Here is a 26,957-nt window from a genome sequence, read left to right on the forward strand (position 1 = left end):
GTGGATATATTGGCGCATCGTCATAACCGGGGCTAGGGTGTGTCGCCGCGCCTGAATTTTCGTCAGATCGAGGCTTTCCGCGCGGTCATGCTCACCGGCACGACGATCGCGGCTGCCAATATGCTCAACACGACGCAGCCCTCAATCAGTCGCTCGCTTGCACAGATTCAGTCGGCGGCGAAACTCAAGCTGTTCGAACTCGATCGTGGCCGACTGCGTCCGACGCCAGAAGCTGTCATGCTGTTTGAGGCCGTGCAGCGGAATTTTCTCGGCCTGGAGGCCATCGAAGAGACGGTGGCGTTGCTGCGACGCTCGGGCATCGGCCGGCTGCGCGTGGCCTGTACGCCGGCGCTCGGCATGAGCGTTATGCCCGCCGTCATGGCGAGATTCAAGGTTCGTCAGCCTGACGTTCACATCACCCTCAGGACGATCAGCTCCTACGACGTCCGCGAGGGATTGTTGAACGGGCTGTACGACCTCGGTGTCACGACCAATTCGCTTCAGCTCGAGGGTGCGCAGCTCCAGACCAAGGTCGTCGATCAGGTGGCCGCGGTCTGCGTGATGAGCCGCTCGCACCGGCTGGCGACGCATGCGCATGTCGGGCCGCGCCATTTCCAGTCCGAGACGTTGTTGACACTGGACCGGCAGGACGATCTGAGTGACGAGTGGCGGCGGGCGCTTGCGCTGGCGAAGGTGGTGCCAAGCTCGATGATCGAAACGACCTATTCGGCAACCATCTGCCGTCTCGCCGAGGTCGGCGCCGGAATCGGCGTGGTGAATCCATACATTGCGTCCGTGTTCTCGGACCGGCTGCGCGTGGTCCCGGTCAAGCCGACGATTGGCGTCAAGATATTCGTAGCCTATCCCCGGCACGTCGCGATGTCGGCCCTCGCTTCCGAGTTCATCACGCAGATCAGCGATCAGTTCAGGAACGACCCGCGACCATCCCGGAGCGGAAAACGCTGAACGTTCGACCGGGGACGCCGGGGCTTGCGATCTCCTCACCCGGCCGGAGCGCCGGCCGCTCTGAAGCATGTATATCATTCCTGCATAGTACAGGCTCGCAAATCTATTGGTCGTGATAACCGCGCTATGCCAAGTATCGCTCCGGGCCCGCAAGGTGCGCGGGTTGTGCCGGGATAGACGTTACTCTTTCAAGAGGAGCCTCAACGGTGAGGTTGATTTCGGTCGTTCTATCCTTCGTCCTGTGCAGCCCCTTCTATCTCTCAACGGCTCGCGCCAATCAGATGCGCATGATCGTTCCGTTCGCGGCCGGCGGCACGGCCGATGTTCTCGGACGCATCGTCGCGCAAGAGCTTGGTGCGCTCACCGGCAACCAGGTAGTGGTCGAAAACCGCCCAGGCAGCGGCGGCAATATCGGCGCGGATTCGGTGGCGCGCGGGCCGGCCGACGGTTCGGTCCTGTTGCTCGGCACGATCGGGATTCATGCCGCAAGCAAGATCTACCGAACCCTGCCATACGATCCGAACAGGGATCTTCAGCCGGTCACGATTCTTGCCGAGGTTCCGAACGTGCTCATCGTGCATCCGTCCGTTGCGGCGAAGGATGTCAGGGAGTTCTTGGCGCTGGCCAAGGAGAAGCCCGGCGCGCTCAATTTTGGATCGGCCGGCAATGGTTCGTCGACGCACATGATCGCGGAATTGTTCAAGCTGAAAGCCAAAGTGGATCTGACGCACGTCCCTTACCGGGGAAGCGCTCCGGCATTGAACGACCTTGTCGCGGGGCAGATCCAGCTCATGTTCGAGAATTTGCCGACGGCATTGCCGTTCATCGAGAGCGGCACGGTCCGCGCGCTGGGCGTCACCAGTGCAGCCCGGTCTGCGAGCCTGCCGTCCCTGCCGACGATCGCCGAAGCTGGCGTTCCCGGATACGATGCGACGGCCTGGTTCACTATCGCGGTTGCCGGCGGTGTTTCACCCGCAACGGTCGGGAAGCTCAACGCGGACATTTGCAAGGTCCTCGCTGAGCCGGAGGTGGTCGAGCGCTTCAAGAAGCTCGGCGCAGCCATCGTCGGCAACAGCGTGGCGGACGCCAAGGCGTTCGTCGCCGGCGAAACCGCGAAGTGGAATAACGTCATTGAAACCGCGCAGATCAAGATCGATTGAGCGCGCACCGCCAGGAATACGCCGTGTCCATGCCCCTCTCGCGCTTCACTGTCCTTGATCTCACGCGGGTTCGTTCGGGCCCTCTTGCGGTCCGCCAGCTCGCCGACTGGGGTGCCAATGTCATCAAGATCGAAGCACCCGAGGTCGTCGACAGCTCGAAGGGCATGGGCGGCGAACGCGACGGCTCCGATTTCCAGAATACGCACCGGAACAAGCGCAGCATCACCCTCAATCTCAAACGGCCGGAAGGGCGTGAGCTCTTCTATTCGCTCGTTGCGAAGGCGGACGTGGTCGTCGAGAATTACCGCCCCGACGTGAAGGAGCGTCTCGGCATTGACTACGAGCGCCTCAGAGCCGTGAACAGGCGCATCGTGCTCGCCAGCATATCGGGCTTCGGGCAGTTCGGACCCTATGCGCGCCGTCCTGGCTTTGATCAGATCGCGCAAGGGATGGGCGGGCTGATGTCCGTGACGGGGTTGCCGGGGCAGGGGCCGGTGCGGGCCGGCATTCCAGTCGCGGACCTGTCGACGGGCCTTTACGCAGCCATCGGCATTCTGATTGCGTTGCTGGAACGCGAGGCTTCCGGTGAAGGTCAATGGGTGCACACCTCCCTCCTGGAGGCGCAGATCGCGATGATGGATTTCCAGGCGACGCGATGGCTGATCGACAAAGAGCGCCCGGGACAGGCCGGCAACAACCATCCGACCAGCATTCCAACAGGCCTGTTTCGTGCGCGTGATGGCGTGCTCAACCTCGCGGGCGGCGGCGAATCCATGTGGCGCCGGATATGCTCCGCATTGGAGCTGGGCGATGTGGTGGACCGGCCGGAATTTTCGTCGGAAGAGCTGCGATCGAAGAACCGTGACGCGCTGAACGCGATCCTTCAGGAGCGTTTCATTCAGGAGCCGGTCGGCCATTGGGTCCGCCTCCTCAACCAGGCCGGGGTGCCCTGTGGTCCGGTCTATGGCATCGACGAGATGTTCTCCGATCCCCAGGTCGAAGCACTCGATATGCGTCTGCGGGTGCAGCACAAGAGGCTTGGCGCTCTTGATCTGATTCGCAGCCCCGTTTCGCTCAGCCGCGGAACGAGGCGGGTCGAAGCGACGCCGGAGCGTGGAGAGCACACGGATGCCGTGTTGAAGGAATTCGGCGTGACATTCGAACAAATCGCCTCCTTGCGCGCGCAGAACGTCATCTAGGCTTACCGGACCGGTGAAATGATCTTGCAGTCTTTGCAGCTCACGACAAGCGACGGGGTGTCAACGCTGACCCTGAACAATCCGGCGAAGCACAACGCGATTAATTTCGCGATGTGGCAGGCGCTGCCGGACCTGTTGCAGAAGGTTGCGGCGGACCAGACCGCACGGGTCCTGATTCTGACCGGCGCCGGCGATCGCGCCTTTTGCTCCGGCAATGATGTCTCCGAATTCGACCACGTACGCAGCACGCCGGCGCAGATCGAGCGCTACAACGGGCTTCAACGAACCGTCTGCGAACGCCTTGCGAAACTGTCGAAGCCAACCATCGCCATGATCGACGGCCATTGCCTCGGTGCCGGACTGGAGTTCGCTCTTCTGTGCGACTTCCGCTATTGCACGCCGGCTTCCCGGTTCGCGGTGCCGGCCGTCAAGCTGGGACTGCCGTATCGCTACGAGGATATCGTCAAGGTACTCGATGTGATCGGGCCGTCGCGCACGCGGGAGATGGTCCTGGGCGGGCGCCAGATTGACGGCGCGAGAGCCGCGGACATCGGTCTCGTGCATCGGCTCGCCGCTTCGCGTGAGGCGCTTGTCCGCGAGGTCGCCGACCTGGCGGGTGAGCTTGCCATGGCGGCGCCGCTTAGCCTCGCTGCGGCGAAACTGACCATCAACGAGGCGCTGCGACGCGATGCGGCCGCGGACCTCGCGCTCTGTCAGAAGTTGGCCGACGAGGTCTATGCCAGCCATGATTACTCTGAAGGCCGGGCCGCTTTCGCGGCCAAGCGCAAGCCGAGATTTGAAGGGCGTTGATGGACCTCGCCGGGACCTGCGTGACGAATCAAGGGATTGTGGACGATATTCATGAGCTACCGGATTGCGATCGATATTGGCGGCACGTTCACGGACGGCGTCATTGAAAATGCAGCCACAGGCGAGGTGCGGCTGGCCAAGCGCTTGACGACCCAGGCCGATCCGGGGGAGGCGCTTGCCGATGTGGTCGACGACCTGCTTGCCGCTGTCCGTCCGTTCAACGGAAGCGGCAGCCCGTCGGGCGCCGTGACCGAAGTCGTTCACGGCAGCACCCTGGTGACCAATGCGCTGATCGAGCGCAAGGGCGCCAGGACGGCGCTAGTCGCGACCGCGGGCACCGCCGATGTCATCGATATCGGCCGCGAGGTGCGCTACGATCTCTACGATCTCGACATCCAGATGCCGAAGCCGCTGGTCGAGCGCGAGCACCGGTTCGAGCTTGCCGAGCGGATCGCCGCTGATGGCGCCGTCCTTGCCGCGCCGGGCCAGGCGGAGATCGACGCCGTGGTCGAGAAGCTGAGACGATCCGGCGCTCAATCCGTCGCGGTCTCGTTCCTGCATTCCTGTGTCAATCCGGAGAACGAGATCCGCGTGGGCGATGCGCTCAGGGCCGCTCTGCCGGATATCGCGATCTCGCTGTCGTCCCGGGTTGCCCGCGAAATCCGCGAGTACGAACGGACGACGACGGCCACGGCAAATGCGTTTGTTCAGCCGATCGTCGCAAAATACCTGAACGAGCTGTCGGCACGGCTCCGGCAGGCCGGCATCGATGCGCCGTTGCGCATCATGGTGTCGAGTGGTGGCTCGACGTCGGCCGGCATCGCAGCCGAGGTGCCCATCACGACGCTGGAGTCGGGGCCGGCCGGTGGCGTATTGAGCGCGGCCAATGCCGGGCGCGCCGCGGGGTTTGACGATGTTCTCGCCTTCGACATGGGCGGCACCACCGCAAAGATCTGCACAGTGGTGGCTGGTGCACCCTCGATCGTGCACGCGTTCGAGGCCGCCCGGGTCCGCCGCTTCAAGAAGGGCAGCGGCCTGCCGCTTCTGATCGCCAGCATCGATCTCATCGAAATCGGAGCCGGCGGTGGCAGCATCGCGCGCATCAGCGATCTCGGTCTCTTGACGGTGGGGCCCGACAGCGCCGCCGCCGATCCCGGACCTGCCTGCTATGGACGAGGCGGCAGAAGTGCGACGGTGACCGACGCCGACCTGACGCTCGGCTATCTCAACGCAGGCTTCTTCCTCGGTGGCCGGATGACGCTCGATGCGTCCGCCACCCAGGCCGCGCTACAGCGGCTCGGCGATCGTCTGTCGTTGAAGCTGCTGGAGGTCGCCAAGGGCATTTTCAACGTCGTCAACGAAGCGATGGCGGCTGCGGCGCGTGTGCATATCGCGGAGAAGGCGCAGGATCCGCGTCGCTTCACCATGGTCGCGACGGGCGGCGCCGGGCCCGTTCACGCGGTCGAGATTGCGCGCAAGCTGCGCTTGCCCCGTGTCCTGTTCCCGATTGCGGCCGGGACCGGCTCGTGTCTCGGATTCCTCGCGGCGCCGATCCGCGTCGACCGCTCCTGGTCCAAGCCGCAAGGCCTGGAAACGGTCGATTGGCAGCAAATCGCGACGACACTCGCGGACCTCAAGCGCGAAGCCGAGCAGGAGCTCAATTCCGCACTGACGAGTCCTGCCGACGTCGTGTGGCAGATTTCCCTCGAGATGCGCTATGTCGGGCAGGGGGCGAACCTCACGGTGTCCTTCCCCTGGCGCAGCATCACCCCTGCCTTCGAGGCCGAGCTCGATGCGGCCTTCCGCAAGGCTTATGAAGCCAGTTACGGCGGCGTGCTGCCGGCAGGATCGCTGGAGGTCGTGACCTGGCGCATTGTCGGTGCGACGCGGCAGGACATCAAGCGCTTCGTCTGGCCCACGGGTAACGCCCCGTCTGCGGCGAGGCCCAAGGCCCATCGCGCTATCTTCTGCACGCAAGCCAACAACATGACGGACGTGCCGGTCTACGACCGCTACGCGCTCGGCAGCGGGACGCGGTTGCGCGGCCCCTTGATCCTCGAAGAGTCGGAATCGACCATCGTCGTTCCGGTCGAGGCCGATGTCGAAGTGCTGGGCGACCTCAGTGTGCTGATCCATCTGGGAGGCGAATGATGATTGATCCCATTTCGCTCGAGATCCTCTGGACCAGGCTGGTCAGCCTCGTCGACGAGGCTGCCGCAACATTGGTGCGCACGTCATTTTCGACGATCGTGCGCGAATCGAACGACTACGCCGTCGTGCTGCTCGATCGCGATGCCCGGCTGCTGGCGCAATCGAGTCAGAGCATTCCCTCGTTCATCTGCACACTGCCCGAGACCGTGCGGCATTTTCTCAAACGTTTTCCGCGCGACACGCTGAAGCCCGGGGACATCATGATCACCAATGACCCGTGGCTCGGCACGGGCCACCTTCCCGACATCAGCATCGCGATGCCGGTGTTTCGGGACGGAATAGTGGTGGGATTTGCCGGCAGTGTCGCGCATTCGCCCGATATCGGCGGCCGCCTTCGCTCGCCCGGCAACCGCGACCTCTATGAGGAGGGTCTGCGTATCCCGCCGATGATGCTGATCGCCGCTGGAACCATCAACGAAACACTGCTCGAGATGATCCGCAACAATGTGCGCATCCCCGATCAGGTCTTAGGAGACCTGTGGGCGCAGGTTTCAGCTAATCGTATGCTGGCGCAGCGCCTGCTCGAGATGCTCGACGAGACCGAATGCGATCTCGTCGAGGTCGGTAAGGAAATGTATGCGCGATCCGAATCCGCCATGCGTAGCGCCATTCAGACGTTGCCGGACGGTGACTACGAATATGAGGCAGGGGTGGACGGCTTCATCGAGCCCGTCACGATCAGGTGCCGGATCACAGTCAAGGGCGATGCGCTAGTCGTCGATTACGCCGGCTCATCCCCGCAGTTGCCGCGCGCCATCAATGTCGTACCGATCTACACCTTTGCCTACACGGCCTATGCGCTCAAATGCGTGCTTGCGCCCACCGTCCCGAACAATGACGGCTCGTTCCGGCCCATCACCACCACCGCGCCGTTGGGGTCGATCCTCAATCCGAAATTCCCTGCGGCAGTGAGTGCGCGTGCCATGACCGGCCATCTGCTGCCGACCGCCGTGATGGGTGCGCTCGCCAATGTGGTTCCGGACCGTGTTCGCGCCGCGGCGGGATCGCCGTTGTGGTGTGTGCAGCTCGCCGGCGCGCACGAAGGCCGGCGCTTTGCTGCGACGCTGTTCCTCAACGGCGGTCAGGGGGCCGGCGCGAAAGGGGACGGGTTGCCCGCGCTGAGCTTCCCCAGCAACCTCGCCAATACGCCGATCGAGGTCATCGAATCCCAAGCGCCCATCCGGATCGTACGGCGTGCGCTACGGCGCGGGACTGGCGGGGCAGGCAAGACGCGAGGCGGCGACGGACAAGTCTTCGAACTCGACCTACTGGCTGATGAGCCGGTGGCGATGTCGTTCATGGCTGATCGCCTGCGCACAGCTGCACCGGGCATGCTTGGTGGCGAACCGGGCGCCACCGGCCGTGTGTTGCTCAACGGGGAGCCGCTAGACCCGCGAGAAACGCTCGTGGCAGCGCCGGGTTCGCGGCTAACGCTGGAAACGCCTGGCGGCGGCGGTTTCGGATCCGCGACCGAGTGGACCGGTTGATTCCGCGTCTGCCGAGCGAATTCTATTGCTCGGCAGCTTCGAGCTCGGTCCTACGAACGGCGCCTTTGGCAAGCTGTCAAGATGCGAAGTGTCGAGTTGGGCTGCTCTCCGGTAAGAGAACGGGGCTTCCGAAATAGTGGGTATCGCAACGTAGCGGAGCCGCGCTACTTCTCGAACCGTGGGGTCCGCGATCGGGCAACGGGTCCGTCCGGGCCGCCCGCGGCCCGTACAGCCGCACAGCATTGATCTTCTGGATTTCGACGATGCGACCGCACCTTGTGCCCCCGGAATAAATATTCCAACACCCGGCTAACAGGCAGTGCAAGGAATTACGATGATCGTGCGACGAATGCCCATTCTCGGCCGGTTAAGCCCAGGGCTGCGACCAGCAAGTGCGTCGGAATTCGCCACTGCCGTCGATTCGTAGAGCGATGACTTCCCGAGCGAAGGGCGCAAACGTTGGTAGCTGGGCGATCTCGGATGGATCGCCGCCATAGCTTAGAATCACCCAGCCGGGCCAGTGGATTGCGCGTGTGGACGCATGTGAGGCCTCTCCACGCGGAGCAAGGGCGGTGACCATGCCGTCGTCCAGCCGACGCTTGATCACCTGGTATATGTCGGGATCAGATTTGCTGATCCCGACGTATACCTCGCGTCCATCGGTGTCCACGGTCATGTCGCCATGGCTCGGCCGATGATGTTCGGTCCAGCTCTGCACCAGATCGCCCGCGACTGTAAAGATGAATGCCTCATCCTTTCCGTCGACCCATCGGCTGCATCTGATGTAGCTGCCCAGGGAAGATATCTCGCAAACGCCCTCTCGCCCGGGCAGTTTTCCCACTTCGATGTCCGGAAACTTCTGTCGGTTCACGAGATCATAAGCGAATGCGACGACGACGCCGTCTGCACGTGTGCCCCGCACGGCGACGCGCCGGCCGTCCTGAGAAGGATTCCCCTTCCCTGGTCCGAACTGAAGGCCGCAATAACCCTCGGCCATCAACATGATCTCTTCGGCATTGGTTCGCGGCGTCCAGAGCGAGATCTTGCGCCCGATCACGCATATCATGCGCTCAGTGTCCTGCGGGTGCCATTCGCACTCATCTTCGCGCTGCCGACGGAACAATGGAGCGTATGTCCGCCCGTCAAGAAAGCAGAATCCGTTACAGCCGTTGGCGATCAGAAGCAGAGTTTGGTCGGCGTTCCAGGCCTGTGCACTCGAATATCGGTGGGTGCAATAGGTTCGTTGACAGGCCAAGCCGGCGCCCAGGGGTCCTGGGGTCGTTATCCGGACGATCGTGGTGCCGGTGTCCGGGTCGGTGACCGGAACGAGATCGTCGGGCAAGTTCAGGCTGCTGGCCGCAGCAAGCTTCGCTTTTGTCAGCGTCTGTGCGGCGGCAATGCCTGCCAACGCGAGCACGACGACCGCAGCGCTAGCCAAGCCAATTCGAGTGTAGGGGGACGGAGACATCTGTATCATGCTCCATAACAAGCAAGGGGTCCTGGATCATCCAAGTCGGCAAGCGGCGGACATGATGTTCGAGCCCTGCTGGTCACCACACTCCTGCGGCGACCGGGGATATTGTTCGACAATGCTTCTAGCTGCTAACTCTCAACGCGCATCATGTGAATGCAGGAAACGCCTCGCGGAACGTTGGTGATCCTCGAATAGATTCTGGTCCTCTCGATCGACAGATCATTCCGGCGCGGTTCGTTCCGGGGCGAGTACGGGCACCGCCCGGTACTTCCGACAGGCTTGATGCGCATCAGAACCGGTCAGCCAGGCTAATCCGACTGGGACAGGCCGGCTTCGTGAGGTCCGCGGTCGCGTGGCGCGAGGCTGGGAGCAGCTTCCCGATCGATTGACAACGCCAGCGCGTGCCCATTCGAGACCCGTATCAGTGATCCGTTGTTCATTCCCCAAATTGCGGCCTGCGTCCTATTCTGGACCCGTATCTTTCGCAGGATAGCTTTGACATGAACCTTCACTGTAGCTTCGGCAATATCGATCTTTCGCGCAATGCACTTGTTGGAATTGCCCTCGATCAGATAGGAGAGAATCGCCCGCTCTCGCGGTGATAGATGAGGCGCAATCCGTTCCTCAGCCGCAACGAGGAGATCTGATCGCTCCTCACTCGTTGGCTGCAGCTGAGGCTTGCAGTGGGGACCGCTATCAAGCACGAATGACAGAAATGCCGGGGGAAACACGGTCTCGCCCATCGTCACGAGCTCGATGGACTTGATGAAGGCGTCGCATGAATTGACGTCGACGAAATAGCCACCGGCGCCGGCCTTATAGGCCGAAATCAGCTCGTCCGGCCGGTAGTGGTCCGAAACAATTGCCACGCGGGCGTCTGGATAGTGCTCCCTTACAAATCCGATGTGCTTCAGGGCTAGATCGAATTCGTCGGTGTTGTGGACAATCACAAACAGGAGCTGGTGTGCTTGGAATGTGCTCGGCAGTTCATCGGTACTCGAGGCCGATAGTGCGATATGGAAATCTGCCGCATGCAGTATTCGTGAAATTCCCTCTCGCAGTAGAATGTTTCGTCCGATCAAAACGACTTTGCTGGAATGACGCCTCCTCATACTACCCTCCGCAACCAACGCAACGACACAATGAATGAACAACGCGTAGGAAAGGAACAAAGCAAAGCAAGCTTCCGATCGCCGAAGTGCGGCGTTTCGTTAATATTTACTAGAGGTTAGATCCTTTTTTCCACTTTTTCCTATATATCCTTCGTTATAGGCTAGTTGACCACAATGAAGCAGCGCTGCCGTAGTCGGACAATGACTTGAGAGCGAGCAAGAATACTCATTCAACCTCCGAACGTTCGTCGTGAGCTCGGGCTGGTAGACTCTTCGCGAACGCCTTGGTCCATGTTGATGCTTCGAAACGGCCAATTGGATAGATTGCTCGACCGCGGCTACGGTCTTGACCTCCGGATTCATACGGCCCTTCGACCCGACAAACTTGTTGTATATGCACTCTCAGACTCGTGCAGTCATTTGCCTCATAGATTTCGCTCCGCCGAATGACACTTTTGAGGATTGTTTTTGAGAATTGTTGAAAGTTTGTCTGATCATTCAATGTTGGAGCGGCAAGGGCGGGGAGCTGTAGCTTCAATCGCCGAAATTGGGGGCGGCAGACCAAGGAGCGCCCGATGCGTCGTGCGACTGTAGTTATTGCGGACCGATATCCGGTGGTTTTGCATGGTATGGAAAATGTACTCGGATCAGAACCCGATTTTGAAATCGTTGCGTCCTGCGGCGACGCTGCGAGCTGCATCGCGGCTATTCTGAATCTTGCACCCGACATTGCGATCATGGATGCATCAATGCCGGAGCTGACCCCGCTGATGAACAACTCGCTCGACCGTTCGGACAATCGATCGACGCGCTTGGTGTTCTTCGCAGCCAGCGAGGATTGCGATCTTGTTTTGTCGGGCGCCGCCGCGGAGCACAGTGTCCTTCTGAAGGAGATGACGGGCCAAGCCTTGGTGCAATGCTTGCGAGAAATTATCGACGGTCAAAACGTAATTCCGTCACCACCCACGGATCAGGCCGCGCCTCCCGAGCAGAGTGCGAATCCGGAAAATGCGCTCGCGGTGCTCACCGAGCGCGAGCGGCAGATCATGCGCCTGGTCTCTCGTGGTCTGTCCAACAAGGAAATTGGTCGCCGGCTCAACATTGCAGACGGCACCATCAAGGTGCACCTCCACCACATTTTCCAGAAGCTTGAAATAGGTAATCGCACGGCGCTTGCTGCCCTCGTCATCTCGCAGGATGACCGCGCCAATTCAGCGCAGGACAAAGCAGCGCATGCTGGATCGGATCCGACAACTGGGGACCGCTAAAGACATCATCTCGCGCTGTTGCAGCGCGATATGCGAGCATTTTGCCGAAGCGCAGCTGAACAACTACTGAGGTTCGCAGATGCCGGCAAACCCGCGTTTCTGTCGCTTATCGGGCCACGGAGAACTGAAGGACGAATAGCGACCGGCCGCCAAGTTCGGGGCTGTCGCTGACTTGTACTTGCCAGCAAATATGGCGCAGGAGTGGATCCATCACGTCGTGCTTGAGGATCTCGCCGCTCAGTTCAATCGCCGTGGTCTGCGCAGCGAAAATGTCGGGCAGATCCAACCCGACATCGTCGAGCACTGGATCGCCGTCGTGGATATGGAAGAAATACCGCGGCATTGGTGTCTCCGGAGAACGCGAACATTCCGATGACTGCAGCGAGCTCTAGGCATCACGATGGGGTCATCGCACCACAGTGGGGCGTACAGCAAGCCGCCATTCTAGGAGGGCCCGTCATCATTGATGGGTACCTCGACATTGACCTTCATGATCACGAATTCAGAATGAACAGTGGCTCCTCGAGGACTACGGTGCAGGTTGCGCCGACGGAGCCCACTTCGGTGCAGTGTTGCGGCCCCGGCCCTGCGAATCCCCAGTCCCCCGCTGGGGCCGCGATTTTTTCGCACGTCTCGCCTGGCGTCCATCACGGACCGCCGCGCAGATGGTGCAATCCCGATACTCCGATCAGTCGGTGACAACGGGAAGCTGCGAATGATGATGCTTTCGGAGAGACGTCAACTCCGAAGTGTCATATCTTGTAGTAGTCGTAATACCACCGAACGAAATTGCGCACACCGGTTTCGATCGGTGTGGACGGCGAAAAACCGGTATCGCGCATTAGATCGCCAACGTCGGCAAATGTTTCCGGAACATCTCCTGGCTGCATCGGCAGCATCTCCCTGGCGGCGGGTCGTCCGAGCTCTTTCTCGAGCGAATCGAGGACGTGCATCAGCGCTTCTGGTCGGTTATTGCCGACATTATAGAGCTTGGCCGGTGCATTCGCCGCATCCGCACTGTCCTCGGGAGCGCGATTGATCAGCCGAGAGATGACGCGAGTAACGTCATCGATATAGGTGAAGTCGCGCCGCATCCTGCCGTGGTTGAAGAGCTTGATTGGCTTGCCCTTTACGATCGCATCCGTGAACAGGAACATTGCCATGTCTGGCCAGCCCCACGGGCCGTAGACCGTAAAGAACCGCAAGCCTGTGACCGGAAGCCGGTAAAGGTGGCTATAAGAGTGGGCCATTAGCTCGTTGGCTTTCTTGGTCGCGGCATAGAAGCTGATGGGGTGGTCGTCGGTCCTATGCCGCGTCGAGAATGGCGACTCGGTATTGGCGCCGTAGACGGACGACGATGACGCGTAGATCAAATGACCGCCGGCCTGCGCAGCAAGATGGATCACCCTCGCAAATCGGTGCTTTGCGAACAAGTCGGCAGTCGCGGACCGGTCTCCGAGGTCGATCTGCACGAAGGAGAAGCGCGGATCGCCGCGCAAAATGCCGAGACGAGCGCGCTTCAAGGCGGGGTCGTAGTAGCAGTTGATGTTGTCCAATCCGACGACCTGGCGCCCCTGATCGAGCAGCCGACGCGCAACATGAAAGCCGATGAAGCCCGCCACTCCCGTCACCAGAACGTCGTCGGCAACTGCTTCTGAGCGCAATGACATTCGCTGTCCATGTTGGATCGATTTCGAGCGGCGGGTAAGACGCAATTGATCGCAGCAAGTTAACTCTCAACCGAGCCGCCTCGCTGTTACGCAAATGGGCGCATCCGACGATAGCGCGGAGCTGGGCTGCAGGTGACCACTCGAGCGGAATATTCCGCGCGTCCTCGCCACCGCGACAACTTAGAGCGCAACGTACAATGTCCAAACGAACCCCGTCATCCTCCATTTGCATGAAGATGAAGCCGCGCAAACCTGCAGAGTGGTTCAGCGGCGGGCGTGACCGACGTGGCGGTCGGCTTGGACGTGCGCGCTGTCGAACGAATGAGATCAGCGAGTTGAGCGCAAACGGCATGGTCAAGGGTGTTTGCGCTGAAGACGGTCTGTGTTGATGCTCTCGGCGAGAGCGTATCGAGCATCGGTTTCGGCTGTGCGTCGCTCGGAGGCCGCGTTGGGGCTCGCAGGGGGACCGAGGCGCTTGAACGCGCTTACCACGCCGGAATAACCTGGTACGACGTGGCGCCTTCGTACGGCGACGGGATGGCCGAATCGATTTGGGGCCAATTCGCGTCCAAGAAGCGCGGCAGTGTCTACGTCTGCACAAAGGTTGGGATGCGCCCATCCGACACCTCCGCGGCCATGCGACTCCTGAAGCCGTTAGCGCGCGCCTCTCTTGCGGTGTTTCCCGGAATTCAACCGCGCCTTTCTGGCATGAGGCCAGAGCCATTCAAAGTGCCGTTATCAGCCGAGTTGATCAAGACAAGCATCGACGACAGCTTGAGACGGCTTCGCACGGATTATATTGACGTGCTTGCTCTCCACCGTCCAACCCGCAAAGAAGTGGTCCGTGAAGACATCATTCGGGCGCTTGAGCGCATCGTCCAGGATGGGAAGGCCCGCGCGATTTCGATTGCGGGCAATATCGACGTCGGAATTGATGGCCTCGATGAATCATTGCCATATCGGCTGCTGCAGATCGCCAATAATCCGCTCGAGCCGAATCTTCAGAGATCAAAGAAGTCTGCGCGGAGTGTGACGTTTGTTACCTATGGATCATTTTCGACCCTCGGTCCGCTTGTCGCGAGCATAGGTGCGAAGAAAGAAATACTGAATGGCCTTTACGAGATGGGGTACCGGGGCGACCTCACCGAGATCGCTGCCGCATTTGTCGTGGATTATGCGCTGGCAACGAATTCGGCGGGAGTCACACTGTTTTCGATGTTTCGGAAAGACCATCTTGGGTTCAACCTGCGCCGGTTAACGCGACTTCCGGCGCTTCATCAGCTGAATCGCATTTCCGTCGAAATCTCGAACGAACTGCGGCAAAACCGACCGGATGATCGGCGCCTCGAATAGTCGGCGCGTGGATAGATGCTGATCGGCGGCGGCTCGGACGGCGTGTGCCGTCCGAACTGGCTCACAAGCGTGCCGGTGGAGCGGCCAGGTGCAGCGCGTGAATATGGGCATGAGGTCTACTCCGTCATGATCATACAATCAGCGGCTGCGTGTGCTAGAATTGGCAGCCCCACGATACTGTCCGTCACTGTTGTCAACGATGTTCGACAAGCGCGCGGGCGGCCGAGAGAAAGTTGGCCTTGAGGGGCAGGCTGAAGCATGCCCGTCAGGGCAGGGCAAGGGTCAGCGCGTCGCGCGCTGTCGTCGAGTTAGGGAAGTTGCCCGCAATTGCGGTTGCGCTTCGTGTGGCCGTTGGTAGATGCTCGGAGACAGACCATGTGCGGAATTGTTGGTGTCGTCGGGCGGGGCCCAGCCTCTGCTCCCCTTTTGGATGCGCTGAGGCGGCTTGAATATCGCGGATATGACTCCGCGGGCATTGCGACTCTCGAGGCCGGTTCGTTGACTCGGCGTCGTGCTGTCGGAAAGCTCGCTAACCTCAAGAGTCGGCTCGACTCGGAGCCGCTTTCCGGACGCATTGGTATCGGTCACACGCGCTGGGCGACGCACGGCCGGCCCGACGAGAACAATGCGCATCCTCACATGGTTGGCGGTGTCGCGCTTGTGCACAATGGAATCATCGAAAATCATCGAGAATTGCGCAATGAGCTCAAAGCGGCTGGTGCACACTTCACGAGCGAAACAGATTCTGAGGTGGTCGCGCATCTCGTTAGCCGCGAGCGGAAGAACGGATGCGAACCGGTCGCTGCGGTGCGTAAGGTGCTCCCGCGCTTGAACGGAACGTTCGCGCTCGCGTTCCTGTTCGAAGGGCACGAGAATCTCCTGATCGGTGCCCGAAAGGGCTCACCCCTTGCCGTCGGTTACGGGCGGGGCGAAATGTTCCTGGGCTCGGACGCGATCTCGCTTGCGCCTCTGACGGACGTTGTCGCTTACCTGGAGGACGGCGATCTCGCCGTCCTTACGCGAGAGCAAATCGAGTTTCTCGACGTGAACGGCGAGCGTCTGCACCGTGCGTCGGCCAAAATCGCTTTCTCGGCTCTGGCAGTTCACAAGGGCGAGCATCGTCACTTCATGGCCAAGGAGATTCACGAACAGCCGAAGGTGGTCGGGCAGACGCTTGCACAATATATCGATCGCAACCGTACAATCCGGCTGCCGAGCGTGGATGTAGACTTCGGGACGATTGATCGCGTCTCGATCGTGGCCTGCGGCACAGCGTTCTACGCCGGTCTGATCGCGAAGTACTGGTTTGAGCGGTACGCCAAGCTTCCGGTCGAGATCGATATTGCATCGGAGTTCCGCTATCGCGACGTTCCGTTTGGCGCGGGCAATCTGGCGATTTTTGTGTCGCAGTCTGGCGAAACGGCCGACACGCTCGCCTCGTTGGAATTCGCCAAGACCCATGGTCAGCGTGTTCTCTCTGTCGTCAACGTGCAAACCTCGACGATGGCGCGTGCTAGCAATATCGTATTGCCCACGTTGGCGGGCCCGGAAATAGGGGTGGCATCAACAAAGGCGTTCACCTGTCAGCTGGCGACGTTGATCTGCATTGCAATCGCGGCCGGCCGCAGTCGCGGCGTGCTCTCGGCCGAAGACGAGAGCTCACTCGTCCGAGGCCTTGCCGAGATTCCAAGCTATATGGCCCGCGCGCTCGAGCTGGAGCCGAAGGTCCATGAGCTCGCGCGCAAGATCTCCACGGCCAGCGACGCTCTGTTCATAGGTCGGGGCACCAATTATCCGCTGGCACTGGAAGGAGCACTCAAGCTCAAGGAGGTAACCTACATTCACGCAGAGGGCTACGCGGCCGGTGAGCTTAAACATGGACCGATCGCGCTGATCGACAAGAACCTGCCAGTCATCGTGATAGCGCCGAGCGACAGGACATTTGAGAAGGCCATGTCGAACACGCAGGAGGTGATCGCTCGTGGAGGGCCCATTATCCTGTTAACCGACCAGAAAGGTGCTTCACTCGCCGCATCCAGTGCTTGCTCGGTGCTGGAGTTGCCGGATATGCCGCAGAGCGTGGCGCCGCTGGCTCTTGCGGTGCCGCTACAGCTCCTGGCCTATCACAGCGCGGCAATTCTGGGGACTGACGTAGACCAGCCGCGCAATCTCGCTAAATCCGTGACCGTCGAATAGTCCGTCCGGCTGCGCCGCTTCCGCAGGGCTTCCGCTTCAGAAAGAGGTGCTGTCCGAATTAGGATGCCGGTCTGACAGACTAGAACGCTCCGAAGTAGGTGCCTCTTTCGAGCAATCATCATTCTCACCCGGTCGGCGTAGAATCTGACGGCCTTCGGGCCCAGGCTCAGGCACCGGAGCCCGCAGAGTAGGCGGCCTCGCCATTTTGTAAGCGCGTTGGCGGGGCCGCTGCTGCCCGGCGAGCGGTAGCCTCGACTCAGCATACGCAACCAATTCGATCAGTTCGTGTGCGTCGAGCGATCGCCCTCGTTTGGCTTTCCTACCGAATCGAAGCGTTTCGCGCAGCTCTGGCCTACTGAACGCTTTCCATGGTGACGGGGATGCCATGGACCGCGGCAGCGTCGAGTAGTATTCGCACGGATGAACGAGAAATCGAATCGCAAGGAGGCGGCCAGCGCCTGTGCGGCTCGCTTCCATCTGATTGATCGATCTCGCGGGTCAGGTTCCTCGGAAACTCATCCACATCAGGGCCGCGAAGTCAGCCCGATCAGGGGAGTAGCCCTTTCGGGTATTGGAACACTTTCCCGCTTCGAGATAGCCTCGGACCGAACCAATCCAGTCGACAAGCTCGTTTGGCATCCTAGGTTCGCTTCGCGAGGGATCATGCCCGTCTTGACAAGAACGGCCGGCGCAGACATTCGACGCGGCGATATGGTTAAAATCGTCAAAGGGAAGCTGGTCCCGGCCCTCCTTTACGAGCAATATGAGGGTGGCGCCGCCGAAGACATTCCCGAGGGAACTCGTGCCTATTGCCTCAAAGACAGAGTCTGGCGATCGATGCCGCCGGGCTTCCGTCCCTCCTAGAGCCCATCAAAAGCGCTTATCGGACGCCAGCAAATGCGCGCAAATGATGCGAAGACGTTTGACGGAAGCGGAGCGCCCGCATGTGGCCAGTCAACAATGGTTCGGAGCTCCTGCTGTCGTTCTGCGTCGTGTCCTAATTCACAGAACCTTTGCCTGGGCTGTTCATCTTCGGAACACGAATAAGGGCGCGAAACAGCAATCGCTGGAAGCTGGAGCGATGCCAAACTATGCGAGAAGCCCCTCTACAAACAATGAGCTTCTCGAGTTGTCGTCGTAGCGCGGCGTACGTTTAGAAGCCGTAGAGAAGGGGGATAGTCGGGATAGTCTTGAACTCTTAATCAGCGGGTCCCAGGTTCGAGCCCTGGTGCGCCCACCGGGCAAAATCAATCACTTACAACGATTTTGCATCGATGGCCCCTCTGACAAATGACGATGATGGGCGTCGACCATGCCATCCTCGGCAGAGTGTGCCACAAAGGTTGGAATATCCGCCGCAGATATTGGAAGGACTACGCCGCGCCTTCGCAAACATCGCTGGCCACGAGCACAGACCCGATGCCGCTGGCGTCGGCCTTATGCCGAAGGCTCGAATTGCGGTTGCCACCGCAGCAGGTAGGATTGAAGCGAGCGGACGGCGACCGCCAGCAAAATCCCGACGAACATCATGACGAAGATGGAGACCATCATCTCACTCGCGTTGGCGCGCGCCTCGGCTTCGATGATGAGCTTGCCGAGCCCGCGTTCGGCGCCGATGAACTCACCGACGATGACGCCGATCAGCGCAAAAGACACCGCCGGCAGGAGCGAAGCGAATACCCAGGCGAGCGCAGAGGGGATCACGACGGTGCGCAGCACGGTGAACTCGCTGGCGCCCAGCAGACGGGCGGCGGCGATCTGGTCGCGATCAACCGCGCGCGTTCCCTCGAACGTGTTGAAGAACACCACGAAGAACACGACCAGCCAAGCGGTCGCGATTTTCGAGAGATCGCCGAGGCCGAAGATCAGGATGACGAGCGGCACCAGCGCAATGCGCGGGATCGAGTTGAGCGCCACGATGTAGGGGCCGAATACGCGGGCAAGGAAATCGGAGCGGCCGAGGATCAGGCCGGCCGCAATTCCGCTCGCTGATCCGAACAAAAATCCCCACCAGGTGTTCTTCAGCGTCACCAGCGTGGCAATCCATAGGTTATTGTCATTGCCCTTGATGCAGGCGGCAAAGCCGCCGGCGTCGGCAAAGCAGCCAAGCCGCAGGAAGCTCTGCCAGATCAGCGATGGCTTGGCGACGAAATAGGGATCGAGGATCTTTGGCACATAAGCCTTCGGCAGCAGCGCCTTGCTCCATTCAAAGCCCCACTGCCAGATGACGAGAACAAAAACGAGAATGGCCAGTTGCCAGAACAGGATGACGGTGCGGCTTTTGGGCATGGTCAGTCAGCCCTGGTGCGGCGGAATTCTTCGCCGAGGGAATGCCAGATGTGGGAATAGAGGCGGCCGAATTCGGCAGTCTCGCGCACGGCCACCGGATCGCGCGGTCGCGGGATCGCGACGTCAAAATCTTCCTTGAGCCGCCCGGGCCGGGCCGAGAGCAGGATGATGCGGCTCGCAAGCGTCAATGCTTCGCCGAGATCGTGCGTCACGAACAACACGGTCTGCCGCTCGCGCTCCCAGATCTCCAGCAGCGTCTTGTGCATCTCGAGCTTGGTGTGGGTGTCGAGCGCGCCGAAGGGTTCGTCCATCAGCAGGATTTCGGGCTCCAGGATCAGCGTGCGCATCAAGGCGACGCGCTGGCGCATGCCGCCGGACAGCATGCGCGGAAAGCTCTGCGCAAACCCGGCGAGCCCGGCCTTCTCGACGGCCAAAGCGACGCGCCGGGCGCGCTCGATCTTCGGCAGCCCGGCGATCTCCAGCCCATAGCCGATGTTCTGCTCCACGGTGCGCCAGGGAAACAGCGTGTCGCGCTGAAAGACATAGCCCACCATGGGGTTGACCTTGCCGGTCTCGACGGTGTCGTCATCGATCAGGATGCGTCCGCCCGAACGCGGCAGCAGCCCCGCGACCATGTTGAGGATGGTGCTCTTGCCGCAACCGGATGGCCCGAGCAGCGCGACGAATTCGCCCTGCTTGACCTCGAAGGACACATCATCGACCGCCACGAACTCGCGGCCGGACGCGCTGAAGCGTTTGGCGAGACCTTTCACGGCGATGCGCGTGCGCGTCGCCGCCCTGTCGTTGTCGTCTCTCTCGCGCGCGAGGCCCGGGCAGGGTGCGGCCATCATTTGTATTTCGCCCTGGCGGCCTGCAGGAAGCTCATGTCGACGACATCCTCGTATCGGGTTTCGGGAATGTCGGTGCCCTTGCGGTACCAGGGCTTCGCACCGCGTTCGAACGAGGACTTGTCGATGACGCCGTCATAGGCCCAGGTCGACTTGTCGAAACCGAGCTCGGCGCTGACCGCATCCGGGTCGATGCCGGAGAAATATTTCGGCGTGACCAGCGCCTGCACCTCCGCGAGCGGCGTCGTCTTCACGAAGGCCATCGCACGGTAGATCGCGTTCACGTAGGCCTGCACCATCGCCTTGTCCTGCTCGACCGTGTCCTGAAGCGCGTAGATCACGAGCACGGGCAGCGTGCCGCCGAAATCATTCTCGAACACGCCGGACTTGGACGTGTCGTAGATCGTCTTGCCAAACCCCTTCTTCTCGACTTCGACGATCCAGCTCGGCGGCGCCATGATGGCGTCGAACTGCTTGGTCTGGAGCGAGGGGAACATCGTGTTGGGCCCGCCGCCGGCGACCCAGTTCACCTTGCCGCCGAGCCCGCGCACCTCGAATACATAGGTGCCGAACACCCAGGTGCCCGAGCCTATGGCGGTGGCGGCGACGATCGGCTTGGCACCGTCTCCTCGCTTGTAGTCCGCGAGCTTCTCGACCGTGGTGACGCCGCTCTCGTAGAGGTCCTGCCGGACCATGATGTTGGCGTAGGAACACACCATCTCGGTGGCGAGCAGAATCTTGCAGGGCTTGCCGCGCGCGCCGAGCTGGAGCGGATGGCTGGCGTCGCCATGCGCGAACAGTGCCTGTCCCGCCGCCAGCGTCTGGCGGCCGAACGTGCCCGCATTGCCGGTGATGAGCTTCGGATCGAGTCCTTCGTCCCTAAAGTACCCCTTCAGCTCCGCGATCATGCCGATGGCGTAGACCGGTGACACCGGTCCGAACGCAAGCGAGACCTGCTTGCCCTCCGCGTGCAATCGTCCTGGCAGCAGCGATGCGCCGGCCAATGCGGAGCCCGCGATCAGCACCTGGCGCCTGGTGATACTCATGTGCTCCTCCCGTTGTTCTGTTCTGATCGCCAATCGTCAGGATGGCGCGAGCCGGATTGTCCCTGCTTTTCGCAGCGTTTCGATCTCATCCGGGGAAATGCCGATCTCGCTCAGAATCTCGTCAGTGTGCTCGCCGATCTGCGGCGGATCGTAGCGGTTGGGCAGGCGCCGGCCGTCCATGGAGATCGGCAACAGCGGCGTCTTTGCCTCGCGGCCATCAGGCAGGCGAATGTCGATCAGCCCACCCGACTGGTTGAGATGCGGATCATCGAAGAGATCGCCGGGCTTGTTCACCGGCGCGTAGGGAAGATCGAGCTGCTCCAGACGCGCGGCGAGATCGGCCTTGGTCCATTGCTTGAAGATCGTCGCGATTTCGGGGATCAGCCAACTGCGATGGTCGACGCGGTCGTTGCTCGTCGCAAGGCGCGGATCCCGAAGCCAGGTTTCGCGATCGAAGGCGCGGCAGAACGCCTCCCATTGCTCTTCACCGACAATGGTGACGAACAGCTTTGAGCCGTCCTTGGTGTCGAAGAGGTCGTAGACAGGCCAGGGGCTGTCCTTAATCGAGTAGGGGATTGAGGGCTGGCCGCTGACCACCTCGCACATCATGGCCTGCGCCATCAGGAACACGTTGTTCTCGTAAAGCGCGCTCTGGATGTAGCGACCTCGGCCGGTGCGCTGCCGCTCGGCCAGCGCAGCCTGGATCGCGATCACGCCGAACATGCCGCCCATGACATCGTTGACCGAGGCGCCAGCGCGCATCGGGCGGTCGGGCAAGCCGGTCATGTAGGCGAGGCCGCCCATCATCTGCACGACCTCGTCGAGCGCGAGGCGATTCTCGTAAGGGCCGGGCAGGTAGCCCTTCAGCGAGCAATAGATCAGGCGTGGCGCAAAGGCAGCGACGGTCTCGTAGTCGAGGCCGATCCGCTTCAACAGGCCCGGCCGAAAATTCTCGATCAGGACGTCGCTGTTCTCGATCAGCCTGCGCGCGATGTTCTGGCCTTCCGCGGTCGACGTATCCAGCGCGATGCTGCGCTTGTTGCGGCTGTAGGTGGCGAAGAAGCCGGCGGCGGGCCCCTTGAAATAGCGGGTGCGGTCGCCCTTGGGCGGCTCGACCTTGATCACTTCGGCGCCGAGATCGGCGAGGATCAGCCCGCAGCTCGGCCCCATCACCATCTGGCTGAACTCGATGACACGAACGCCGGCCAGCGGACGAAGCTCCGACGCCGTCTCGCGCGCAGCCGCCGTCATGCCGTCCTCCGCAGGACCTTGGGAATGCCGGCCTCGTGCAGATGCCCCGTCAGATGTTTTGCTGGGATGTGGCGGGCGAGAATCTCGCGCGTTTGCATCAGGCGATCGAGGTCGATGCCGGTGGAAAGGCCCATCCGCTCCAGCATGAACACGAGATCCTCGGTGACGATGTTGCCGCGCGCACCCGGGGCAAAGGGGCAGCCACCCAGCCCGGACACCGCGGCATCGAAACGGCGGATCCCCGCCTCGAGGCCGGCGACCGCATTGGCGAGGCCGGCGCCGAGCGTGTCATGCAGATGCAGCCGCAGCGTCATCTGCGATCCGACCTCACGCCGCACCGCTTGCACGATCTGGCCGATCAGTCTTGGGGTTGCATAGCCGACGGTGTCGGCAAGCCCGATCTCGTCGGCGCGGGCTTCGGCAAAGGCGCGCGCAACCCGGCACACGGCCGCTTCGCTGACCTCGCCCTCCATCGAGCAGCCGAAGGAGGTGGAGATTGCGCCCATCAGTTGCGGCCGCTGGTCCACTGGACGAGCGTCGATCGCGGCGCGAACCGCGCGAAACGCGTCGATCTGCTCTTCGACCGAGCGGCGCACATTGGCGCGGTTGTGCGTCTCACTTGCCGAGATGACGAAATAGACGGCTTTGACACCGGCGGCGATGGCGCGCTCGGCGCCCTTCGGATTCGGCACAAGCGCGCCGATCGTCACCGTCTTGTGTTCGAGCGCATGCGCCATCACCGCGTCGACGTCGGCGAATTGCGGCACGACCTTTGGCGGCACGAAGGATCCGGCGTCGATCTCGCGCACGCCGGCGGCGACGATCGTGTCGATCAGCGCGCATTTGGCTTCGGTGGGAACGAAGATATCCAGGTTCTGCAGGCCATCGCGGGGGGCGGCCTCGCAAATATGGACATCCGGCGCGCGTGCCATCGGAGCTCTCCCCTACTCGATTGTATATTGTTGCATAAAAGAACAATCCATGAGACAGTCTGTCAAGCCCTAAACTTTGCGTGCACTGCAATGACGGCATCCGACAGTTCCCGACAGCGCGCCGCCAGAAACAGTGGTTCTGAGCGTGCCGATCACCTCGGCGGCCTGATCATGGCGCTCGCCCGACGCGAAGGCATGAAGGCCGGCGATCGTTTGGTCGAACAACGGCTTGCGGATGCGCTGGATCTCTCACGGGCGCCGATCCGGCTCGGCCTCAAGGCTCTCGAGGCGGCGGGGCTGGCGCGCGGCGAACCGCATCGCGGCTTCGTGCTGGCCAAGAATCCGACGAGCGGCGCAGCCCAACCGGCGCTCGCGGCAGTCAGGCGCAGCGAGCAGGTCTATGCGACCATCGCGGGCGACGTGCTCGCGAGCCGGCTGCCGGCTGACGTCACCGAGGCGGAGCTGATGCGCCGCTATGATCTGAGCCGGGCCGAGCTGCAGCGGTTGCTTGACCGCATCGCGGCCGAGGGCTGGATCGCGCGCCTGCCGGGCTATGGCTGGCGCTTTGCTGAGACCGTCGCCAGCCCCGCCGCGCAAGCCCAGGCGCTCGCCTTTCGCGCCGCGATCGAGCCGGCTGCGATCGCGCAGCCCCGCTACGCGCTGTCGCAGGGAGTGATCTCACGATTGCGCGAGCGCCAGTGCCGCCTCCTGGATGGCGAACTCGAAAAGATGACCATCGGCGAAATCTATCAGTCCGGCTGCGAGTTTCACGAGGAGATTATCCGCGGAGCCGGCAATCCCTTCTTCGTCGAAGCGCTGAAGCGCGTGAACTCAATCCGACGCCTATTCGCCTATCGCAGTTTCGCTGATCGTGACGGGATGCGGCGACACATTCGCGAGCATTTGCGCCTGCTCGATCATCTTGATGCGCGGCGCTATAGCGACGCCGCCGAACTGATGGCCAAGCACCTTCAACGACCGCTGGTGGCAGGCTTGTCCTGACGCCTGGCGCTGGAGCCCTGCGTTTCCGTCAACCCTGATCGCGGCGACATCTGAGCGCGGATCGGTATACTGCCGCCCGAAATGCGGCGGGAACGGCTCCGGCCTGGAATAAGGACGAGATGATGAGCGAGACGATTGGCTTTCCCGACCCCGGCCTCGACCTGTCCGACGGCTTCAAGCCGCACACCTCGCATTGGGGCGTGTTCTCGGCGCGGAACAGTGAGGCGGGGCTGGAGGTCAGGGCGTATGCGGGGGATCCAGATCCGAACGGCATCATCGACAATTTTCCCGGTGCTCTGCGCCACCAGGCGCGCGTCGCCCAGCCGGCGATCCGCCGGGGTTGGCTGGAGCGTGGCCCCGGTCCCGACGACCGCCGCGGCCGCGACGAGTTCGTCTCCGTCAGCTGGGAGAAAGCGCTCGACCTCTTGGGGGACGAGCTGTCGCGCATCCGCGACACGCGCGGCCCCGGCGCTGTCTTCGGCGGTTCCTATGGCTGGTCGAGCGCGGGCCGCCTCCACCATGCCCAGAGCCAGGTGCATCGCTTCCTCAACATCGCGATGGGCGGCTATGTGCGTTCGGTGAATTCCTATTCCTCGGGCGCGTCCTCGGTGCTGCTGCCGCAGATCTTGGCGGGCTATGAAGACATCACCAAGCGCAACGTGACCTGGGAGCAGATCGCGACCGAGAGCGAGATCGTGCTGGCGTTCGGCGGCATGGCGCTGAAGAACTCGATGGTGGCCGGCGGCTCGATCAGCAAGCATGTCGAGCGCGGCGCCATGGAGGAGGCGCGCCGGCGCGGCTGCGAGTTCATCCTGGTCAGCCCGCTGCGTGACGATCTGCCTGTCGAGGCCGGTGCCGAATGGATGACGTGCACGCCAGGCACCGATACCGCCCTGATGCTCGGCATCGTCCACACGCTGGTCGCCGAAGGCCTGCACGATCAGGCCTTCCTCGATCGCTACACCGAAGGCTGGCCGGTCTTCCTGCGCTATCTTATCGGCGAGAGCGATGGGCAGGTCAAGCACGCCGAATGGGCCGCCGCGATCTGCGGCGTCGACGCGAACACGATCCGCAAGCTCGCGCGTCGCCTTGCCGGAAAGCGCGCGCTGATCACCGTCTCCCATTCGCTCCAGCGCGCCGAACACGGCGAGCAGCCGGTGTGGATGGGCATGGTGCTGGCGGCGGCTCTCGGCCAGATTGGTCTCGCCGGCGGCGGCTACGGCTATTCGTTAGGGGCGATCGGCTATTACGGCCGCCGCGTCAACGACGTGCCGGGGCCGACGCTGGGGCAGGGCCGCAACGGTGTCAGGGATTTCATTCCGGTCGCGCGCATCGCCGACATGCTGCTCAATCCCGGCAGCACCTATCGCTACAATGGTGAGACGCGCACCTATCCGGATATCCGGCTGGTCTACTGGGCCGGCGGCAATCCCTTCCATCACCACCAGGACATCAACCGCCTGCGCAAGGCCTTCGCGAAAGTTGACACGCTGGTCGTGCATGAGCTTGCCTGGACCGCGACCGCCCGGCACGCCGACATCGTGCTGCCTTCCACGATGACGCTCGAGCGCGAGGACATCGGCTATTCCAGCAACGATCCGCTGATGGTCGCCATGCACCGCATCGCCGAGCCGTTTGGGCTGGCACGCGACGACTACGAGATCTTTGCCGATCTCGCCGAACGTCTCGGCGCGCGCGAACCCTTCACCGAAGGCCGCACGTCAAGAGAGTGGCTGGAACATCTCTACGAGCCGACCCGCGCCTCGCTCGAAGCGCGCGGCTTGGAGGCCCCGAGCTTCGAGGAGTTCTGGCAGCGCGGTAGCCTGGTCGTGCCGCAACAGCCCGACGACGGCGGCCGGCTGCGCCGCTTCCGCGAGGATCCGGTCGCTCATGCCCTGCCGACGCCGAGCGGACGCATCGAGATCTTCTCGGCGAAGATCGCGGGCCATGGCGATGCCGATTGTCCGGGCCATCCGGTCTGGCTCGACAAGACCGACATGCCGAAGCCGGGCTCGCCGTGCTTCCTCGTTGCCAACCAGCCGGTGACGCGCCTGCACAGCCAGCTCGACTTCGGCGGACATTCGGTTGCCGCAAAACATCGCGGCCGTGAGGTCGCGCGCATGAACCCGCGTGACGCGGATGCTCGGGGCATCAAGGACGGCGACATCATCCGCCTCTTCAACGACCGCGGCGCCTGCCTTGCCGCGGTCCATGTCACCGACGGCATCGCGCCCGGCGTGGTGCAACTGCCGACCGGCGCCTGGTACGACCCGATGGACCCCGAGGACGAAGCGCCGCTCTGCGTTCACGGCAATCCAAACGTACTCACCCGCGACATCGGCACCTCATCCTTCGCGCAAGGCTGCACGGGGCAGCTGACGACGGTGGAGGTGGAGAAGTTTACGGGCAATCTGCCGCCGATCCGGGCGTTTGATCCGGTGTAGGGGGGCTGGGTAGAGCGCTTGCGAAACCCATCATGCTTCGTCGTCGGACCAACGCCTGAGGGCAACGTTGGTTAGTCGCTGGGCCCCTCAAATCCCAGCCGAGCAAATTCGGCGAACGACGGCGAAAGGATTCAATGTTCTCCATCGAAATACCGTAGTCGTACGGCCGCGGTCGGACCTATTTTGCTGAGCCTCAGAACTTGCATTCGACCATTCCGAGTTTCGATCCGCTTTGAATG

Annotated in this window: 21 protein-coding genes; 12 read left to right on the forward strand and 9 right to left on the reverse strand. The window is 62.0% G+C overall.

Annotated features, from left to right (window positions below; all coding sequences use genetic code 11):
• Nucleotides 1-39: 39 nt before the first annotated feature.
• The 6 genes from IVB18_RS13375 to IVB18_RS13400 all read left to right on the forward strand — a co-directional run bounded on the left by IVB18_RS13375 (nt 40) and on the right by IVB18_RS13400 (nt 7,833).
• Nucleotides 40-966: a LysR substrate-binding domain-containing protein gene (locus IVB18_RS13375; protein WP_247989564.1), complete on the forward strand. Its 927-nt coding sequence runs from the start codon at nt 40-42 to the stop codon at nt 964-966.
• Nucleotides 967-1,172: 206 nt separating this feature from the next.
• Nucleotides 1,173-2,126 (forward strand): tripartite tricarboxylate transporter substrate binding protein, encoded by a 954-nt coding sequence (locus IVB18_RS13380; protein ID WP_247989565.1) that lies wholly within the window; start codon nt 1,173-1,175, stop codon nt 2,124-2,126.
• A 29-nt stretch (nt 2,127-2,155) separates the two neighbouring features.
• Nucleotides 2,156-3,325 carry a CaiB/BaiF CoA-transferase family protein gene (locus IVB18_RS13385; protein WP_247991630.1) on the forward strand — a complete coding sequence of 390 codons (1,170 nt, stop codon included), beginning with the start codon at nt 2,156-2,158 and terminating at the stop codon, nt 3,323-3,325.
• 18 nt (nt 3,326-3,343) lie between these two features.
• Nucleotides 3,344-4,135 (forward strand): enoyl-CoA hydratase, encoded by a 792-nt coding sequence (locus IVB18_RS13390; protein WP_247989566.1) that lies wholly within the window; start codon nt 3,344-3,346, stop codon nt 4,133-4,135.
• 51 nt (nt 4,136-4,186) lie between these two features.
• Nucleotides 4,187-6,286: a hydantoinase/oxoprolinase family protein gene (locus IVB18_RS13395; RefSeq protein WP_247989567.1), complete on the forward strand. Its 2,100-nt coding sequence runs from the start codon at nt 4,187-4,189 to the stop codon at nt 6,284-6,286.
• Nucleotides 6,286-7,833, forward strand: coding sequence for a hydantoinase B/oxoprolinase family protein (locus IVB18_RS13400; RefSeq protein WP_247989568.1), 1,548 nt, complete (start codon nt 6,286-6,288; stop codon nt 7,831-7,833). The genes IVB18_RS13395 and IVB18_RS13400 overlap by 1 nt, the downstream gene beginning before the upstream one ends.
• Nucleotides 7,834-8,200: 367 nt before the next feature.
• Here the strand turns inward: IVB18_RS13400 and IVB18_RS13405 are convergent, their stop codons facing one another.
• A complete protein-coding gene (locus IVB18_RS13405) occupies nt 8,201-9,271 on the reverse strand; it encodes a hypothetical protein (protein ID WP_346732630.1) in 1,071 nt (356 codons plus the stop codon).
• Nucleotides 9,272-9,615: 344 nt separating this feature from the next.
• Entirely contained in the window at nt 9,616-10,419 is an 804-nt protein-coding gene (locus IVB18_RS13410; RefSeq protein ID WP_247989570.1) for a response regulator transcription factor, read from the reverse strand.
• A gap of 575 nt (nt 10,420-10,994) precedes the next feature.
• On the opposite strand from IVB18_RS13410, the gene IVB18_RS13415 reads away from it, so the two are divergent.
• Nucleotides 10,995-11,687: a response regulator transcription factor gene (locus IVB18_RS13415; RefSeq protein WP_247989571.1), complete on the forward strand. Its 693-nt coding sequence runs from the start codon at nt 10,995-10,997 to the stop codon at nt 11,685-11,687.
• A 106-nt stretch (nt 11,688-11,793) separates the two neighbouring features.
• Here IVB18_RS13415 and IVB18_RS13420 read toward each other — a convergent pair whose 3' ends face one another.
• Nucleotides 11,794-12,030 carry a hypothetical protein gene (locus tag IVB18_RS13420; RefSeq protein WP_247989572.1) on the reverse strand — a complete coding sequence of 79 codons (237 nt, stop codon included), beginning with the start codon at nt 12,028-12,030 and terminating at the stop codon, nt 11,794-11,796.
• Between the two features lie 409 nt (nt 12,031-12,439).
• Nucleotides 12,440-13,357, reverse strand: coding sequence for an NAD-dependent epimerase/dehydratase family protein (locus IVB18_RS13425; RefSeq protein WP_247989573.1), 918 nt, complete (start codon nt 13,355-13,357; stop codon nt 12,440-12,442).
• Between the two features lie 360 nt (nt 13,358-13,717).
• Between IVB18_RS13425 and IVB18_RS13430 the strand changes: the two genes are divergently transcribed.
• From IVB18_RS13430 to IVB18_RS13440, 3 genes are all read left to right on the forward strand, one after another.
• On the forward strand, nt 13,718-14,710 hold the full coding sequence (locus IVB18_RS13430; RefSeq protein ID WP_247989574.1) for an aldo/keto reductase: 993 nt from the start codon (nt 13,718-13,720) through the stop codon (nt 14,708-14,710).
• A gap of 375 nt (nt 14,711-15,085) precedes the next feature.
• Complete coding sequence (gene glmS, locus IVB18_RS13435; RefSeq protein WP_247989575.1) at nt 15,086-16,906, forward strand: glutamine--fructose-6-phosphate transaminase (isomerizing); 1,821 nt, start codon at nt 15,086-15,088, stop codon at nt 16,904-16,906.
• A 420-nt stretch (nt 16,907-17,326) separates the two neighbouring features.
• Nucleotides 17,327-17,770: a hypothetical protein gene (locus IVB18_RS13440; RefSeq protein WP_247989576.1), complete on the forward strand. Its 444-nt coding sequence runs from the start codon at nt 17,327-17,329 to the stop codon at nt 17,768-17,770.
• 573 nt (nt 17,771-18,343) lie between these two features.
• On the opposite strand, the gene IVB18_RS13445 is transcribed toward IVB18_RS13440, so the two are convergent.
• From IVB18_RS13445 to IVB18_RS13465, 5 genes are read right to left on the reverse strand one after another with little or no spacing between them, the layout of a single operon-like run.
• The gene (locus tag IVB18_RS13445; RefSeq protein ID WP_247989577.1) at nt 18,344-19,195 is read right to left on the reverse strand and encodes an ABC transporter permease; all 852 of its coding nucleotides are present in this window, start codon (nt 19,193-19,195) and stop codon (nt 18,344-18,346) included.
• A gap of 2 nt (nt 19,196-19,197) precedes the next feature.
• The gene (locus IVB18_RS13450) at nt 19,198-20,046 is read right to left on the reverse strand and encodes an ABC transporter ATP-binding protein (protein ID WP_247989578.1); all 849 of its coding nucleotides are present in this window, start codon (nt 20,044-20,046) and stop codon (nt 19,198-19,200) included.
• Nucleotides 20,043-21,089, reverse strand: coding sequence for an ABC transporter substrate-binding protein (locus tag IVB18_RS13455; protein ID WP_247989579.1), 1,047 nt, complete (start codon nt 21,087-21,089; stop codon nt 20,043-20,045). Before IVB18_RS13455 ends, IVB18_RS13450 begins: the two co-directional genes overlap by 4 nt.
• Before the next feature lie 36 nt (nt 21,090-21,125).
• Entirely contained in the window at nt 21,126-22,340 is a 1,215-nt protein-coding gene (locus tag IVB18_RS13460) for a CaiB/BaiF CoA-transferase family protein (protein ID WP_247989580.1), read from the reverse strand.
• A complete protein-coding gene (locus IVB18_RS13465; protein WP_247989581.1) occupies nt 22,337-23,272 on the reverse strand; it encodes a hydroxymethylglutaryl-CoA lyase in 936 nt (311 codons plus the stop codon). Before IVB18_RS13465 ends, IVB18_RS13460 begins: the two co-directional genes overlap by 4 nt.
• Nucleotides 23,273-23,362: 90 nt before the next feature.
• Here IVB18_RS13465 and IVB18_RS13470 point away from each other — a divergent pair, with 90 nt between their 5' ends.
• Both IVB18_RS13470 and IVB18_RS13475 read left to right on the forward strand, forming a co-directional pair.
• Nucleotides 23,363-24,274 (forward strand): GntR family transcriptional regulator, encoded by a 912-nt coding sequence (locus IVB18_RS13470; RefSeq protein WP_247989582.1) that lies wholly within the window; start codon nt 23,363-23,365, stop codon nt 24,272-24,274.
• A 122-nt stretch (nt 24,275-24,396) separates the two neighbouring features.
• Nucleotides 24,397-26,718, forward strand: a complete 2,322-nt coding sequence (locus IVB18_RS13475) for a molybdopterin guanine dinucleotide-containing S/N-oxide reductase (RefSeq protein WP_247989583.1) — start codon at nt 24,397-24,399, stop codon at nt 26,716-26,718.
• The last annotated feature ends 239 nt before the right edge of the window (nt 26,719-26,957 follow it).

This window comes from Bradyrhizobium sp. 186 (assembly GCF_023101685.1).
Taxonomy (GTDB): Bacteria; Pseudomonadota; Alphaproteobacteria; order Rhizobiales; family Xanthobacteraceae; genus Bradyrhizobium.